The 15865-nt window shown below is 61.3% G+C and carries 16 protein-coding genes and 1 pseudogene; 7 read left to right on the forward strand and 10 right to left on the reverse strand.

Annotated elements, in window-relative coordinates:
- The first annotated feature begins 169 nt into the window (after window positions 1-169).
- On the forward strand, window positions 170-1000 hold the full coding sequence (locus YU9_RS40645; protein ID WP_051380311.1) for a polysaccharide deacetylase family protein: 831 nt from the start codon (window positions 170-172) through the stop codon (window positions 998-1000).
- Window positions 1001-1124: 124 nt separating this feature from the next.
- On the opposite strand, the gene YU9_RS48825 is transcribed toward YU9_RS40645, so the two are convergent.
- Window positions 1125-1325, reverse strand: a complete 201-nt coding sequence (locus YU9_RS48825; RefSeq protein WP_027571317.1) for a hypothetical protein — start codon at window positions 1323-1325, stop codon at window positions 1125-1127.
- 1145 nt (window positions 1326-2470) lie between these two features.
- Here YU9_RS48825 and YU9_RS40650 point away from each other — a divergent pair.
- Window positions 2471-3235 carry an FAD/NAD(P)-binding protein gene (locus tag YU9_RS40650; RefSeq protein ID WP_051380312.1) on the forward strand — a complete coding sequence of 255 codons (765 nt, stop codon included), beginning with the start codon at window positions 2471-2473 and terminating at the stop codon, window positions 3233-3235.
- Window positions 3207-3575 carry a hypothetical protein gene (locus tag YU9_RS50965; protein ID WP_051380313.1) on the forward strand — a complete coding sequence of 123 codons (369 nt, stop codon included), beginning with the start codon at window positions 3207-3209 and terminating at the stop codon, window positions 3573-3575. Before YU9_RS40650 ends, YU9_RS50965 begins: the two co-directional genes overlap by 29 nt.
- Window positions 3576-3592: 17 nt before the next feature.
- On the opposite strand, the pseudogene YU9_RS0102285 reads toward YU9_RS50965, so the two are convergent.
- The 3 genes and pseudogenes from YU9_RS0102285 to YU9_RS0102295 all read right to left on the reverse strand — a co-directional run.
- A pseudogene (locus tag YU9_RS0102285) lies at window positions 3593-3775 on the reverse strand (ATP-binding cassette domain-containing protein); the annotation flags it as partial.
- A gap of 84 nt (window positions 3776-3859) precedes the next feature.
- Window positions 3860-4210: a hypothetical protein gene (locus YU9_RS49685; RefSeq protein ID WP_027571319.1), complete on the reverse strand. Its 351-nt coding sequence runs from the start codon at window positions 4208-4210 to the stop codon at window positions 3860-3862.
- A gap of 106 nt (window positions 4211-4316) precedes the next feature.
- The gene (locus YU9_RS0102295) at window positions 4317-5411 is read right to left on the reverse strand and encodes an LLM class flavin-dependent oxidoreductase (RefSeq protein ID WP_027571320.1); all 1095 of its coding nucleotides are present in this window, start codon (window positions 5409-5411) and stop codon (window positions 4317-4319) included.
- 404 nt (window positions 5412-5815) lie between these two features.
- Here YU9_RS0102295 and YU9_RS0102300 point away from each other — a divergent pair, with 404 nt between their 5' ends.
- The 4 genes from YU9_RS0102300 to YU9_RS0102315 all read left to right on the forward strand — a co-directional run bounded on the left by YU9_RS0102300 (window position 5816) and on the right by YU9_RS0102315 (window position 9539).
- A complete protein-coding gene (locus YU9_RS0102300) occupies window positions 5816-6586 on the forward strand; it encodes an ABC transporter permease subunit (protein WP_156951659.1) in 771 nt (256 codons plus the stop codon).
- The gene (locus YU9_RS0102305; RefSeq protein ID WP_027571322.1) at window positions 6583-7302 is read left to right on the forward strand and encodes an ABC transporter ATP-binding protein; all 720 of its coding nucleotides are present in this window, start codon (window positions 6583-6585) and stop codon (window positions 7300-7302) included. The genes YU9_RS0102300 and YU9_RS0102305 overlap by 4 nt, the downstream gene beginning before the upstream one ends.
- 17 nt (window positions 7303-7319) lie before the next feature.
- Window positions 7320-8318 (forward strand): NrtA/SsuA/CpmA family ABC transporter substrate-binding protein, encoded by a 999-nt coding sequence (locus YU9_RS0102310; RefSeq protein WP_027571323.1) that lies wholly within the window; start codon window positions 7320-7322, stop codon window positions 8316-8318.
- Between the two features lie 669 nt (window positions 8319-8987).
- Complete coding sequence (locus YU9_RS0102315; protein ID WP_051380314.1) at window positions 8988-9539, forward strand: hypothetical protein; 552 nt, start codon at window positions 8988-8990, stop codon at window positions 9537-9539.
- Between the two features lie 4 nt (window positions 9540-9543).
- Here YU9_RS0102315 and YU9_RS0102320 read toward each other — a convergent pair whose 3' ends face one another.
- The 6 genes from YU9_RS0102320 to YU9_RS0102345 are packed head-to-tail and all read right to left on the reverse strand — an operon-like array spanning window position 9544 to window position 15854.
- Window positions 9544-11298 carry a phosphoenolpyruvate hydrolase family protein gene (locus tag YU9_RS0102320; protein WP_245266278.1) on the reverse strand — a complete coding sequence of 585 codons (1755 nt, stop codon included), beginning with the start codon at window positions 11296-11298 and terminating at the stop codon, window positions 9544-9546.
- 58 nt (window positions 11299-11356) lie between these two features.
- The gene (locus YU9_RS0102325) at window positions 11357-12469 is read right to left on the reverse strand and encodes an ABC transporter ATP-binding protein (RefSeq protein ID WP_027571326.1); all 1113 of its coding nucleotides are present in this window, start codon (window positions 12467-12469) and stop codon (window positions 11357-11359) included.
- Window positions 12469-13296 carry an HAD-IIA family hydrolase gene (locus YU9_RS0102330; protein WP_027571327.1) on the reverse strand — a complete coding sequence of 276 codons (828 nt, stop codon included), beginning with the start codon at window positions 13294-13296 and terminating at the stop codon, window positions 12469-12471. Before YU9_RS0102330 ends, YU9_RS0102325 begins: the two co-directional genes overlap by 1 nt.
- A complete protein-coding gene (locus YU9_RS0102335) occupies window positions 13289-14059 on the reverse strand; it encodes an SDR family NAD(P)-dependent oxidoreductase (RefSeq protein WP_027571328.1) in 771 nt (256 codons plus the stop codon). The genes YU9_RS0102330 and YU9_RS0102335 overlap by 8 nt, the downstream gene beginning before the upstream one ends.
- Window positions 14056-14979: a ribokinase gene (locus tag YU9_RS0102340; protein ID WP_245266279.1), complete on the reverse strand. Its 924-nt coding sequence runs from the start codon at window positions 14977-14979 to the stop codon at window positions 14056-14058. Before YU9_RS0102340 ends, YU9_RS0102335 begins: the two co-directional genes overlap by 4 nt.
- Window positions 14980-14993: 14 nt before the next feature.
- Window positions 14994-15854, reverse strand: coding sequence for a carbohydrate ABC transporter permease (locus YU9_RS0102345; RefSeq protein ID WP_027571330.1), 861 nt, complete (start codon window positions 15852-15854; stop codon window positions 14994-14996).
- Window positions 15855-15865: the final 11 nt, after the last annotated feature.

A 15865-nucleotide genomic window follows, 5' to 3' on the forward strand; every position in this document is an offset into this window, starting at 1 on the left:
CAGCTCAAGCAGCAAGTCAGGCAGCGGGAGCGGTTCGGGCGGATAACGGACGTTGAACGACCTTTTTGCGCACGACATAGTCTCGATGCGCCGAAATCCCGCGATGCCGATCGGATAGTCTGCTGAGCACCACGGGGCTCACCAACCGATCGAGGTCGCACAAAGCGCAATGACAGAGTTGCGCCTGCCTACATTAGCTTTTCGCATCGGCTGCGCTGGGCTGGCGTTGCTCGCCGGCATGGCCGTGACAGACGCCTCTAGCTGCAATCGGCGGGATGCGCTCGGCGCGACGCGGGTGCTCGCTGTCGATGCCACGCTTTTCCCGCGCGTGGGGCTGAAGAGCTTTCCAGAGACGCTTCCTCTGGCGGACCATGAAGTCGTCCTCACCTTCGATGACGGACCGCGACCGCCGAACACGGATAGGGTGCTGGCTGCGCTCGCACAGGAATGCGCGCGAGCCACGTTCTTTCTGGTCGGCCGATCCTCGGCGGAATTTCCCGAGCTCGTGCGGCGTATGGCCGCCCAGGGCCACACGGTAGCGCACCACAGCTGGTCGCATCCGATGATGTCGAAAGTCCCGTTCGAGCAGGCGATTGAGGACATCGAGCGCGGTATAGCCGCCGTTGAAATGGCGCTCAACGGTGTGTCTACCAAAATGCCCTCGACACCGTTCTTCCGGTTCCCCTACTTCGACGCGACACCTGCGACGCTCGATCTCTTGCAGGCGCGCGGAATTGTCGTGTTCGGAGCTGACCTTTGGGCGAGCGATTGGGAGAACATAACTCCAGAGCAGGAGCTCACAATCCTGATCGAGCGGCTCGAGGCCGCTCGTAAGGGCATCATTCTGCTGCATGATGCGCAGGCGCGGACGGCGGCCATGCTGCCTTGGTTCCTGCGCTACCTGCATCAGAACGGGTATCGGATCGTGCATCTGGTGCCGGCTGCCGCCAAGAGCGCTGAAGCCCCATTGACGTCTTGGCACCACGCCTTCCCGCAGTGAAGGCGCGCGAGAAGTGTCGGAGATCAACTCCTGGGGGCACAGACGGCTACGGACGACATCGTGGCCTGATCGGGTTCGATTTGCGAAGCCTCACGGTGACGAAGCTGTTCCTGCGGCACGGTGATCATGCCGCCCTGGACGCCCCCGCGCCAAAGCGAAACAAGAGCTGCCCCACTTCGGCGGCTGGCCTGGCGCCGCGGGGAAACAGGCCGCCCTTCTGCGTCCCGATGCGGATCTCGGCAGGCTTGTCTTCCACTCGCGCCGGGACGACCGCCAACGCGGTGAGCGCGAGCGCTGCGGTGACAATGACTCGTCTCGTAATCATGTTTGTCCTTTCAGGTTTGATCAAAGAGTGATTGCGACCGTGCCGTCGGCCTGCCGTCGTCGATCAAGAAGCGCCCTCACCGCGCGCTCGGCAGCCCGAGCGGAGCCGAAATGACCGCCATCAAGGCTGTCAAAGGCACGTTCCGACGAGAAGAAGCAAAAGCCGCGCTCGTCGGCGACAACGATACCGGCGGTTCGATCTGATATTTCGATAACATAGGCTCGGGACATGAGTGGTCGATCGCCGGGTTTCGGCGCTCCTGTCTGACTGTCGATGGATTTGGATTTGTCGATACGATCAACAACAGACGCCGGTCGCCGCCGAGACGCAGCGATGGGGCATGCGGCGTCGCATGTCACTCATCAACTGTCCGTCTTTCGTTCGCATTGCGGTGACCCTGAGCAGCACAATCTGGTCGGTTCAATATCCGGCAGAACAGCACTACCGTCAATGAAATGGATATCCAAAAGTTGGCGCCTCGGCGCGACACCGTGTTTTGCGGCAGATCGAAAAGGAGCAAAGTTATGGCGATGTCGGTTGGCCGCCGCTTGCTGTTCGAAACGCGCCGGCTTCCCGCCCAACGTGAATTTTCAGGTCAAAACCGATCACCGATGTCACACGCGCAACGTGGAACACGACAGCATCGCGCGTGGCTCATCGTCGTTACGTCAGTCTGCAAGAATGGATTTCTCTTTGGCGCCCCTGCCGGCGGAATTATCTTCCTGCAAGGAAACTGCCGCGCGTTTTCGGTTTCAACGTTGCATAAACCGCCGACATTCGGGTCCGGCCCGCACCAAGACATGCTATGTTCCACAATATCTGCAATGCGGAGGACAGTCTATGCAGCCGACAGCGTCTTGGCTTCAGGTTCTTCGTCGTATGACTCGGCGAGTACAGAGACGGCGCCGAAGACTTGCGCGCTCGGCGGCGGCCGACGGACGAGATAATCTCCACGAGCTCTTTCTATTCGGGCCGCACGGCTAACCGCGCCTCACGCATCGACCACGCTTGGGTCGAAATAGTGGCCCAACTCCACGCTGGCGCCACCGCATCCAGCACCGAAATTAGGTCACGTAACGGCACTTTGAAAATTATCCCTAGCACCGCACAATCGTGTGCGGCCGGCTGATCGGTAGAGCCACAGCATGACGGGTTCCGGCGAGCGTCACGTGATCATCATCGGCGGCGGCGCAAGCGGCGTCCTGCTGGCTTATCAGCTACTGCACCAGCCAGTGCGTGAACTTCGCGTCACCTTGATCGAACAGCGCCCCGAGATCGGCCGTGGCATCGCCTACCATACCGACAACCCCGACCACCTGCTCAATGTGCGCGTCACCAATATGAGCGCGCTGCCAGACCAGCCGGATCACTTCTGGCGCTGGTTGCTCTCACGCGAGGTGGTTGTGCCCGCATGTCCAGATCCCTATTGCTTTGTGCCTCGGCGCATCTATGGCGACTACATCGCGAGCCTGCTCGAACAGCAGGCATCGGATCCGGCGGACGCGCCATCTCTCTCGATCGTGCATGGCACTTGCGTCGGCATCAGCGAAAGCGACGCCGACGTCCTGGTCACTCTGGAGGATGGCCGCGCGCTTCTCGGAGACACCGTCGTCCTCGCGACCGGACATGACACAAGAGCTAGCAGTCCGGGGCATGCAGATCCCTGGGCGCCGCCTTCAGCCGCTCCCATCTCCCCCGATGCAACGGTTCTGATCCTCGGCACCGGACTGATGATGGTCGACTACGTCCTGTCGCTGCTCCGCGATGGGCACCGAGCGCCGATCATCGCGATGTCGCGGCGAGGCCTGCTCGCAAAACCCCATCGCCGGGTCGATGCTGTGCGCGGAGACCGAGGTTCCGCTCGGCGCCGGAATCAACAGGTTGCTGCGCTGGCTGCGGGACCGCATTGACCGCCACATCGCTGAGGGAGGAGACTGGCGCGGTGTCATCGACGGTCTCCGTCCGTATACCCAGCGGCTATGGCGCGAGCTTTCACCGATCTCCAAGCGTCGCTTCCTGGAGCACGCGCGCGCCTGGTGGGACGTGCATCGCCATCGTATGGCGCCCGAACTGGAGGGGCGGATCACCCAAGCCATCTATAAGTGGCAGCTCACCCCGTTGGCGGCGAAGGTGACCCGCGCCGCCTTGGAGATCATTGCGATCCCCGATATCCGCAACCAATGCCGCGCGGCTGGCCAAAACCGACAGCGAGCAATCGCCGGAACCCGTCGTCAGCTCACCAGCGTCTAGCTGCCGAAGCCGGCTGGAGTCGATGGCTTTTCCAGCCCGTTCATGAGCCGCACCAGCCTCGATTTGCCGGCGCCGGAGCGCCCAATCACACCGTTGATCGAGCCGCGCGGGATTGCAAAATCGATGTCCTGCAGCGCCTGCACGCTGGGATTGTCGCGGTAGGCGCGATAGACCTTCGAGGCCGCCTCGTACCGCACCATGGCGTCGTTTGCGGCCGGTGCAGGTGCGACGGGCGGCAGAAATTCGATAGGCCGCACCGCAGTCAGGGATTGATGTGCGTCCATTCAGTCATCCAGTTGCAGGTGGCCTCGGCCGCTCGGGTGCAGCGAGACCGTCCAGCGGTCATGCTTCTGCCTGCGCAGGCCGTTGGCGCCGGCAACGGCGCCGCTGTCGTCCACGAGCAGTTCGAGCGCAGGACTGTGATCGAGGATGGTGACGCCGGCCTGCTTGGTGCGCTTGAGCATCAGGCGCATACATTCAGGCCCCTGCAGCGAGTTGCGTTGCGACCGGCCGCGCTCGTCCATCGGATAGGGATAGCCCCAATCGGTGGACGAAGCTTTCTCAGCCCTTACCGGCGGAAGAAGATCCGTGTCGCCGGATACCGGATGTTTCGCCGTTGCGATGAGGCGCGACACGAGATTCCGCGCAAGGACGGCCAGCGGAGACCGATATTTTTGTCTTGCTGGTGGCCGCCCGCGTTTCAGTCTCTCACGCGTGTCCCATCGGCATCACTGGCGCCATTTAGCGGGCGCCGGTCACGAGCGTCGGCCTGTCGTTGGCTTTGGTCGGCGGCGCCGCGTGCACCCGCGGGATGATCTCCTTGGCAAAACGCTCCATCTCCGCCTCGAACGGCTGGAATTGCAGCATGAACAATTCGATTCCAGCGGCATGGAACGCCCGAATGCGGGCCGCCACCTCGTCATAGCTGCCGACCAACCCCGCGGCGGTCCCGCCATTGCTGCCGACCCTCGCCGATTTCTGCATGGTCTGCATCATGACGACCTTCGGGTCGGTGTTCTGCTTCTGGATCGCCTTGATCTGCGCATCCTTCTTCGACAGATCGAGCAGCCGCTCATAGGCGGCTTGCGCCTCGGCGTGCGTTTCGCGCGTGATGACAAAGGCGGACAGGCCGAAACGGAGCGGCGCCCCGGCACGCGGCCGGGCCGCCACGTCGGCAATCAAGCCGGCGACATCCTCGAGCGGCTGTCCGTTGATAAACCAGACATCGCCGTGATCGGCAACCAATGCGCGCGCCGGTTCGGATTCACCGCCGACATAGATCAACGGCCGAGGCCGGTAGAGGCTCGCCGGCCGCAACACATAGTCGCGGACGTCGAAATGCTCGCCCTTATAGGTCAGCCGCTCGCCTTGCATCAGGCGCGAGACCACCGTGATCCATTCGCGGCCGTAGGCATAGCGGGCGTCGTGCTCGGCGAAACCGATGCCCGCCCTGTCGAGCTCGGGCCGATTCCAGGCATTGACCAGATTAATGGCGAACCGGCCTTGGCTGATGTTCTCGATCCCGAGCGCAAGCTTGGCCAGCACGACCGGATGGTAGAGATAGGGCTTGATGGCCGCGATGATCTCGATCCGGCTGGTCAGCGCCGCCAGTGCGGCCGCCGCGCTCCAGGCGTCGAGCTGATCGAGATCCTCCTGGTGCGGATTGATCGTATGCTGCGCGATCAGCGTGGAATCGTAACCCAGCGCCTCCGCCGCGAGCACGAGATCGCGATTGCGCTCCCATGATGCATCGTATGGCTCTTCGGGATCCTGATAGGCAGCGCGCGAACCGTGCACCAGCGCCCAGATGCCAAAACGGAGCGGTCGTATCGTCATCGGCTGTCTCTCCCGAATTCTCCTTCGCATTGACCCGTTTTCCGCAAAGCGCGGCGAGAGATCAAGCGACGCCGCATCAAAAGATTTTCCTTGTCGTGTTGCGCACACGGATAAATCAGAAAACTCCGGAACAAACGACAATTGGAAAACCACTCTATTTCTGTCCGCCGAAAATCGTGGGACAGTTTGCGGCGCGTGAACGACGTTTTCATTCGAATGGCGACACATTGCCGACCGGGTGAACGATGACATGCGCCGCACGCCATCAACGACTATCGTGCGCAGCTATTAACAAGGACGAATTCATCTTGAGCAACCTCGAACAGACCGCCTCATCGGTCGCATTCGATGCCGCGCAGCCCAGCGACAATGCCGTCTCACGCGCTCGGACGGTTCAGTTCGAGATCGGCCGGCGCGGTTTGCTACTGTTGTCGTGGCTTGCTCCGGTCGTGCTTCTCATCGTCTGGGAGCTGCTGGCGCAGGCCGGCTGGTTGTCGCCGCAGGTACTGCCCGCGCCGAGCAAGGTGCTCAGGACCGCATTCAAGCTGGCGGCCTCGGAAAGTTTGCTGAACGACCTCGGCATCAGCCTGCTGCGCGCGATTGGGGGCTTTACCATCGGCGCCAGCATCGGCTTCGCACTAGGCATCCTGGTCGGCTTTTCGCGGATCGCGGAGGCCGCCATCGATCGCAGCGTCCAGATGATCCGTGCGATACCGTTCCTCGCCCTGCTACCGCTGGTGATCGTCTGGCTCGGCGTCGGCGAAGCCGAGAAGATCTTTTTGGTCGCGCTTGGCGTGACCTTCCCGATCTATATCAACACCACGCTCGGGATCCGGCAGATCGACCCGAAGCTGATCGAGCTTGGCCGCGTGCAAGGGCTCGGCACGCTGGACCTGATCCGGCGCATTGTCCTGCCGGGCGCCCTGCCCTCGATCCTGACTGGGGTTCGCTATGCACTGGCCACCGCGTGGCTGGCGCTGGTGGTGGCCGAGACCATCGGCGCGCAATCCGGCATCGGCTTCCTCGCCATGGATGCGCGCGAATTCCTGCGCACTGACGTGATCGTGCTGACGATTGTGATCTACGCGCTGATCGGCGTCGCAGCCGACGCGATCGCCCGCACTCTCGAGCGTCGCCTGCTGGCTTGGCATCCGAACTACGGGGGCGCACGATGACCTTGCACGTTGCCCCCTCTTCGACCGCGGCTTCGCCGGCCGTCGTCGTGACACATCTCTGTCGCGCCTACGGCAGCCGCGTCGTGATCGAGAACCTCAACCTGCGCATCGAACGCGGCGAGTTCGTTGCCCTGCTCGGTGAAAGCGGCTGCGGCAAGACCACGCTGCTTCGTGCGCTGGCCGGGCTCGACCCGGTCGACGGCGGGCGCATCGCCGCACCACGTCGCCCAGCGGTCGTCTTCCAGGAGCACCGGCTGCTGCCCTGGGACACCCTGTGGCGCAACGTGGCACTCGGCCTGCAGGTAGCCGATGTCCGCGAGCGTGCGGCCGCGGCGCTGGCCGAGGTCGGGCTCGGTGACCGGCTCGACGACTGGCCGCGCAACCTCTCCGGCGGACAGGCGCAGCGCGTTGCGCTGGCCCGCGCCCTGGTGCAGGAGCCCGAGTTGCTCCTGCTTGATGAACCCTTTGCCGCGCTCGACGCGCTGACCCGCATCCGCATGCACCATCTGGTGCGCGAATTGGTGGCCACGCACAGGCCCGGCGTGCTCCTCGTCACCCATGACGTGGATGAAGCGATTGCGCTTGCGGACCGCATCCTGGTGATGCGCGATGGTCGGATCGCCTTCGAGCATCGCACCAGCGGTGCGCGGTCGATTGCGCGCGCCGAGCTGCTGGCCGAGCTCGGCGTCGTCGCCTCCCACCCCATCCCTGCCTGAGTTCTAAGGACCCTGTCATGTCTAAATTCGCAAACCCTTCCCGCCGCGGTTTCCTCGGCGGAGCCGCCTTCGGCATCGGCGCGCTGGCGGGCTTTGACCTGTCCCAGACGGCGGAGGCGGCGACCGGCCGTGTCACTGACGCCGTTCGCCTGACCTGGGGCTTGAGCGGCCTGAACCTGATCGCCAAGGAGCGCGGCCAATTCGAGAAGCTGCTCGCCAAGGACGGCATCAAGGTCGAATGGCTGGGGCCGTTCCCGAACCACGCCCCGACGCTGCAGGCGGTGACCGGCGGTAGCGCCGATTTCAGCTTCGGCGGCAGCACGACCCCGGCGCTGGCCGCGATCATCGCGGGCTCCCCGCTCGTGTTCACCCAGTTCGTGGTCTACGAGCCGCGCACCACCGCGATCATCGCGAAGGACGATTCCGGCATCAACAGGATTGAGGATCTGGTCGGCAAGTCGGTGGCGGTGAACCGTTCCGGTCTCGGCGAATTCCTGCTGGTCGCGGCGCTCGAGAAGCACAAGGTCGATCGCTCCGCGGTGAAATTCGTCTACCTCAATCCGCCGGATGCGGCACCGGCCCTCGCCTCCGGAAAGGTCGACGCGTGGTCGATGTGGAGCCCCGGCGTTGACATCGCCCGGCTCGAATACAAGGCGCACGATATCTTCCTCGAGGGCCGCGACCTGGATTTCCAAATCGACTACACCTCCTATCTCACCACGCGCAAATTCGCGACGGAAAACCCGGCGCTGGTCCGCGCGGTCAACGAAGCATTTCGCGCCGAGGGGAAATGGATCTCGGAGAACGGCAAGGACGCGGAGTACATCGCGCAGAAGGCCGGCAAATACAGCGACCAGGTGCGCGATCAGTTCATCGCACTGAACCGGACATATCGCTACTTCCCGGTCAACGACGAGAAATTCCTGTCCGAATTGCAAAAGGCCACCGATTGGCTGGTCGCGCGCAAGGTGCTGCCGGAGCCAGTCAAGGTCAGCGATTACCTGGCTCAGCTCTGAACCAACGCCGCCCTAGCCTCAGCCGGATCCACGCATGAACTAGTCAGTCTTTGCCCATTCTTTGGAAGCCCCGCATAACGGCGGCCACCGTCACGGGAGGCCTTCGAAGCAATTCTCTGAACTGACTGGGGCAAGCGTAGCCGGCGGATCTTTGATGGATTGGGCTCCCGCACGGTCGCGAGCCGTCCAATTCCGCGACACCAGTTCCCGACAGCGCGGCGAAGCGCGCTCCGCTTCAAAAAGATGCCGCTGCCGGAGTTTTCCAGCAGCGGCGCCAGTCAGGGAGGAAGCAGACGAGCCGGTCTGCTAGCGGATCCCTAGGGCGTGGATAGCTCGCCCGAAATTTTCATACCCGAGACGCTTCACGGACCCTCTTTCACCGCGAGCGGAGCTCGCTCAGTAGGCTGCAGCAAATCGCATCCGGCACGCAGGACAGGCGCGGAGAGCCCAATTAAGCAGCCAGCAGGAGACGGCGCCGACGACCATCCCTTCCCAGCCGAACCTCGCTCCTGCGCCAAAGAAAGCAGGACGGAGGTCGTGGTCTAGACCTGCATGAAGCGGCGTGTAAGATCGGCTGAAGCATCAATTGGGTAGGGTTGGGTAGAAACCGTGAGAGCCAATGTCTTAGGTCGCCTTGCCGCAAGTCTCTCCGCGTCTCGCGGTGATCAGATGACGATCTATGCGCCGTCACTGCGGACCCTTCCACCGAACGCCATGCTAGTCATGGCCACGCTTCCCGTCATCGACTGGAACGACTGTCTCCTGCGGGACTTGCAAGCGGGGCCCAAAGTGCCCCCTTCCTGCTATGCGGCGATCGTCATGATCGACCCGTTTGCATGCTGGGAAGATCTTGGGGATTTGTTGGAAGCTGCAAGGATGACCGGAGTGACGAACTTTCCGCCTGCCTCCATGATCGAACGGACACCGGCAGGAGTGCCGCTCGATCGCGGTCAGGAGCTCGAGCTTCGCCGTATGGAGTGGTTTGCAAGGCGAGGGTTCAAAGTCCTGTTTGTCGCGGCGGACGAGGCAAGGATGACAGCAGCCGAGCAACGGCTAGGTTCACAGCTGGATGGGTCCGTCCATCTGCGACCCGAGGCGCTTGAGCTGCCGATTGGATCGGACATCAGGCTCGTAAGCCTTGGCTCTCTTGGATCGTCGTCGGTACCGAAGTTCTCCCTGGAGCAGGCCGCCACGGCCAAGCAGCCGCTCCGACGGGCATGAGGCCTTATTCGAGGATCCGCAGTTTCTTGATTTTGTTGTAGAGGGTTTTGCGCGAAAGCCCGAGAGAGCGAGCAGTCTTGCCGCGGTGAAGCCGGTTTCTCTTCAGACCCTCGATAATCCAGTCTCGCTCGGACAGCGAGGCCGCGGGCCGTGCGCCTGAAGGTGGCTCCAACAACGGCTTTAGCACCTCACCGGTGATGTGACTTGATGGCAGGGTCACGAGCTGGTTCACGACCTGCCGCAACTCGCGCAAATTGCCTGGCCAATCGTGGCCGGCGAGCGCAAGGAATGCAGAGTTTTCTATCGTGAGCGTCTGGGCGCTAGAATCTCCTTTGGCTTCGACGGTGAAGTGTTGAACGAGTTGCGGCAGATCTTCAAGCCTGTCGGGTAGCGAAGGTAATTGGACATCCAGCCCGGTAAAAAGGTCGAGAAGCCGCGCGCACAGAACCGTTTCAAGGCCAGCGCCTCGGGCCACGGTCGCGGTCGCAATGATCCGGGCATTGGAACGCATGACAGTTACCCCGTTCAGAGGGGTAAATCCGCCTGTCTCGAGGTAATCGGCAAGGCGCTCCTGTCCATCGCGCGAAAGTTGGTCGACATGCAATAGCACGACGGCACCGTCACTCGACGCCTGCAGGAGTGACAATTGACGTTTGCCGCTCTCAAGACGCTCGGCGCCGAACAACGGGCCAAGTATATCCATTGCCGGACCGGGACGGCAATGAAACAGCGTCGCCTTGGCGTGCCTGCGGTCGCTAAACGCGTGAACCAGGGATGCTATTCTACGCTTGCCGGAGCCAGCCTCCCCCCAGATGAGGACCGGGCGGGGGGTGGCCGCAACGCGTTTGGTGATCTCGAGGATGCGCTTCATTGCCGAGGACTGCGCGATCACGCCATGCCTGAAACCACTCAACTGCAGCTGCCGTTCGAGTAGATCCACCTTCTCGCGCAACAGGTGGATGGTCTTGAAGCCCGACGTCACCTCGAGGACCGACATCTCCAGAGGCACGCGGTCCAGCGAAGAGCCTCCGATCAATCCCTGGATTCCGGTCTCGCGACAGATGTCCAGGAGCTCGTCCGGCTTTGTGATCGGGCCCCCACCAAGCAGGCAGATTGTGCTCTTGTTGACGGATTGAGCAACGCGCGCAACGGCATTCGTACGGGCTGCAAGTTCAGACAGGCTGATCGATGGATCGGACTCGCTTTCAACCCCGCGGTTTAGATTGAAGTTGATGCAAATGGCCTCGGCGCCCGCTTCGACCATTCGACGCGCCTCGGATTGACTGCGCGTATAGGCAATCGTCATCAGGCCGCGTTTTGCAGCTTTCACGAGGAGCTCGATTTCCCGGGAGTAACCAAGACCACACTTCTCGAGCAATGATCTGCGCTCATCGTCGATGTGTATGACCGATGGGAAGTTGGTCACACCGGCAAATCCCCATTTGATGATTCGATCGAGCCAACGATCAAGATCGAGCTCGGGGTCGAAGGTACAGGCGCCGAAGAAGACCGGCAATTTCGTGCTGGGCAGGATTTCGGTCCGTCCGAAGCTTGCCACGAATTCGTTACTATTGCGGATTGGGAGGATCGAGGCAGGTGAGGCCCCACCCATGGCTCGAAAACGGCCCGCATTGAGGGCGAGCACGAAATCGGCCCCCGCCCGCTCGGCGGCCCTGGCGGTCATGCCCGACCCGATCCCCGCACCAAGGACAAACGAACGGGAATTGCGGAAGAACTGCCTGATACCGGCTCCCTTCACCTCAGCCGTCCGCCTGTCGATTCTGAGCCGCGCATCATCGCACGGCTCTACGTGAAGACTAGCTCCAACTCGCCGGTGCGTGCAACCGCCGTACCGCCTTTCCATTGCTCATGAACAAGTGGCAATCGGCTGGAGCGGCGGTGAGGGTGAGCTTGGAGGCGCCTTTGGGCCAACCGGATTGTGGCGCCCTGGCGACGAGAGCTTCGTTTCCGGCATTACCGTAGATGTACGTGACGCTGCCGAGATGCTCGACGAAATCGACCCCAAGTTCAATCGAGATCTCCTGCTGCCCGCACATTGACGAGGAGAAGTCGTCCGGGCGAATTCCAACAGTGACCGGCTTGCCAACCAGCATCTGGTCCGGCTGAACCGGAACGGAGATCGTGGGCCCGGCGTTCAACCGGACGTCCATGCCATGTTCATGAGCTGCCTCGACCTTGCCGCCCAGGAAGTTCATCTTGGGCGAGCCGATGAATCCTGCCACAAAGCGCGAAGCGGGACTGTGATACAGATCGTGCGGGCTGCCGACCTGTTCGATGTTGCCGTCCTTGAGCACGACGATCTTGTCAGCCATGGTCATCGCCTCGACCTGGTCATGCGTCACATAGATCATGGTATTTCCGAGCTGCTTGTGGAGCTTGGCGATCTGAACCCGCATTTGCACGCGCAACTCGGTGTCCAGGTTGGACAGGGGCTCATCGAACAGGAACACTTTTGGTTCTCGCATAATGGCGCGCCCGATTGCGACGCGCTGGCGTTGCCCGCCTGAAAGCTGTCGAGGCTTGCGATCCAATAGATGGTCGATCTGCAAGAGCGACGCTGTTTTGGCTATCTTGGCGGCGATCTCGGCTTTCGAGGCTTTCGCCATGCGCAGGGGAAAGGCCAGATTCTCCCTGACCGTCATATGCGGATAGAGAGCGTAGCTTTGAAAGACCATGCCGAGGTTACGATCGGCCGCGTCGATGTCGTTGACGAGCTCATTGTCGATGAGGAGCCGCCCACCGCTGATGGGCTCGAGCCCGCCAATCATGCGCAAAAGCGTGGATTTGCCTGATCCGGATGGACCGACGAAGACGACAAATTCGCCGTGATCAATCGCAAGGTCGATATTGCGCAGGATCTCGATCGTCCCATAGGCCTTCTTCAAACCTTCCAGGCGAACATCGGCCATTATGCCCTCCTCTGTTGTGGGCGAGCCGCGCGAGCGGCACTTACCTCAACCTCGCGCAAGCTCGATACGATGAAGTCGGGGGCCATCAGGGACGGATCCTGACGCATCGGCACGCCGGTTGTAACAAGCACCGTGGCAAGCCCCGCTTTCTTTCCGGCCTGAATATCCGTAAGAACCTGGTCTCCAATCATAATCGTCGAAGCTCGGTTCGTACCGAGGCGTGAGAGCGCTGTCTCGATCATCGGCACTTGCGGCTTTCCGACGATCGAAGGCTGCACTTGCGTCGCGGCAGCTACAGCTGCAATCGTCGCACCAGCCCCAGGTTCGAACCCGTTGGCCGTCGGCAACAGAAGATCGGGATTGGTTCCGATGAAGACAGCGCCATTGAGGATCGCCTCAACGGCAATTCGCATCTTCTCGTGCGTGATATCCCGGTCAAGCCCCATCACAACAACTTCGGGGCTCCGGTCAGTGATCTCCAGCCCGACTTCGCGCATGGCCGTGACAAGCGACGGAGCGCCGATGACATAGACTTTCGTCAATTCCGGATAATTCGTTCGAATAAGTTCTGCAGCCGTGATGGCGCTTGTCACGACCTGTGACGGTGCGATCGCGAGGCCAAATCCCGTCAGCTTTCGGACGACGTCCTCAGGGGTATGCGTGGAATTGTTCGTCACAAAACAGAACGGCACGCCGGCTTTCCGCCATCGCGCAAACGCTTCTATGGCATCCGCGATTGCGGTGCTGCCACGATAGACGACACCATCCAGATCGGAGATGATCCCATCTATTGGCGGCCAGTTGAAGGTGGAGCTTGTGCTAACCATTCATCAGCATCCCGCCATTCACATGGACAATCTGCCCGGTCATGTAGGAGGCTGCGGGGCTAGCCAAGAACACAGCGAGGCCTGCGATATCTTCCGGCAATCCGACCCGGCCCAGTGGAATCCGGCCACTATGACGCGCTTCAGTCTCTTCGCGAGGGCGCCCGTGCATGGGCGTGTCGATAATCCCGGGTGCGATTGCATTGACGTTGATCTTGAGCGGAGCACATTCATAAGCGAGCAGCTTTGTCACATCGTGCACAATGGCTTTTGACAAACAATAGTCGGCGCCGCCAGCCTGGTAGTTGAAAACTGCGCCTTGCGATGACAACGAGGATCCGACATTGACGATCCGGCCGCCCTTGCTCTTCATGAAGCGCTCGATAGCTAGCTTGGCGCAGCGAAGCACTGCGACGGAGTTGATTTGGATGGTTTTTTCGATTCGATCGGCATTGCCGGTCAGAAGCGGCTGAGCCGATTTTATTCCGGCGTTGTTGATCAGGACATCGAGCCTGCCGAAGCGCTTGGCGATCTCATCAAGCACCCTGCCGACATCGTCTTCTCGTGACACATCCATGCTCATCGGCAGGATACCGTTGCCGTACGGCAAGCGCGTTAGAATGTCCCGGAGGTTTTCCACATTTGCGTCGGTTGCCAGGACGTTCGCACCGCCTTGACGGAAAGCATTGGCAATGGCTGAGCCAATGCCTCCACCCGCACCGGTCACGAGCACGGTCCTGTCTGCAACTGAGAACTGTTCAGTCATTCCAACTCCAGGATAGTTTGAGACTTGAGAAACTCGTCCACGGCTTCGCTGCTTGGCATTGCGCTTTGCGCGCCGCGTCGCGTTACACACAGCGCTGCCACTGCAAGGGCCTTCTTGACCGCTTGCCGTATCGGTAGCCGCTGAGCAAGAGAGGCTGCGAAGGCTCCATTGAAGGCATCGCCTGCAGCGGTCGTATCAACGACCTTCACAGGAAATGCCCGGAGCGCAAAAGACGCGCTGGCATCGGCGTAGTAGGCGCCCTGCGCGCCAAGCGTGATCAGGGCTGCTCTCGGGCCGAGATCAAGGAGCTTTCCGGCGGCATGAGCGGCGCTGTCGAAGTCGTGCACCTCGACGCCGGTGAGCTCGAAAGCCTCGGTCTGGTTTGGAGTGACGAAATCAACACTCCTCCACGCCGCCGCCGATAGGCCGGCCCTCACGGGGGCCGGATTGAAAATGAGCTCGAAGCCTTTGACGCTCTTCATTGCAAAGAGGTGATTGAGGGCGTTGACCGGCATGCCCATCTCGGCAACGACGATTGCGTCCCGCTCAATGAATTCGGCGGCCTTTTCGACCATGCTTGGTGTGACATTTGCGTTGGCTCCGGGGTCTATGACGATCATGTTGGAGCCATCGTCACCGACCAGGACGAGAGCTGAACCCGATATCTCCCCTGGGCACACCGCCACTGCATCGAGACCGACACCTGCCTCACGCAGCGCTTGCAGCAATGATCGACCGTCGTCGTCATCGCCTAGCCGGGTGTAAAAGCTCGGCCGAAGGCCCAATCGAGCGGCGGCGACCGCCTGATTGGCGCCCTTGCCTCCCGCATGCCGCTTCAAGCTTCCCATCAGGCTTTCACCGGGCGTTGGAAGCCGCTCGACGTTGAAGCAGAGGTCGAGATTTGTCGTTCCAAAGAACATCAATGGCCTCGGGCTCATTTCACGGCCCCGAAGGTAAGACCACGTTCGAGATGACGCTGGCCAAGGATGATCAGCACGACCGGCACAATCATGGTCACCACCAGACCCGCAGCCATGACCGGATAGAACTGAACGCCCGGATTGAGCAGCTTGAGGAGGGCGACGGTGACCGGTGCTTTCGTCGAACTGAGGATCAGGCCGAGTGCGAAGTTGTGCCACGCAAGCAGGAAAATGAGTAATGAAGCGCCTATCAAGCCGGGCTTTAGAAGCGGAAGGACGATGTACCAGACAACCCGGAATGGTTTTGCACCATCCATGGCCGCCGCCTCCTCAATGTCCTTTGGGATGTCCTCGATATATGAACGGCTCAGCCAGATGATCATCGGCAGCGTGACGACCTGATAGACCCAGATCATACCGAAATAGGTGTCATAAAGACCGACCGTCTGGAACACACTGAACAGAGGTATGACGACAAGGAGCGCCGGCGCGAAGCGAAAGCCCAGCATGAAAAATGCGATGTCCTCCTTCATCGGGATATCGCGCCTCGCCAGGACATAGCCTGCAGGCACCCCGGCGATCAGCGATACGAGCACCGCACCAAGCGAGATCACCAGGCTATTGGTGACCGGCGTCAGGAAATCAACCTTGATGGTGCCGTAGCTTGTTGCCCCGGCCTGGGCTGCATCGAACAAGACGCGGAAGTTTTCGAGAGTCGGCTTGAAGATGAAGCGCGGCGGCCAGGTCATGACCTCCGGCTGCTGCTTCAGCGACATCATCACGATCCAGACCAGCGGAAATGTCAGGATCAGCGTACAGGCGAGAACCAGCAAATTGAGGAGCACGCTTGCAGGCGTTGAGCGATTTAGCCGCATCTCAGCCTCCT

This window comes from Bradyrhizobium sp. WSM1743 (assembly GCF_000473065.1).
GTDB lineage: Bacteria > Pseudomonadota > Alphaproteobacteria > Rhizobiales > Xanthobacteraceae > Bradyrhizobium.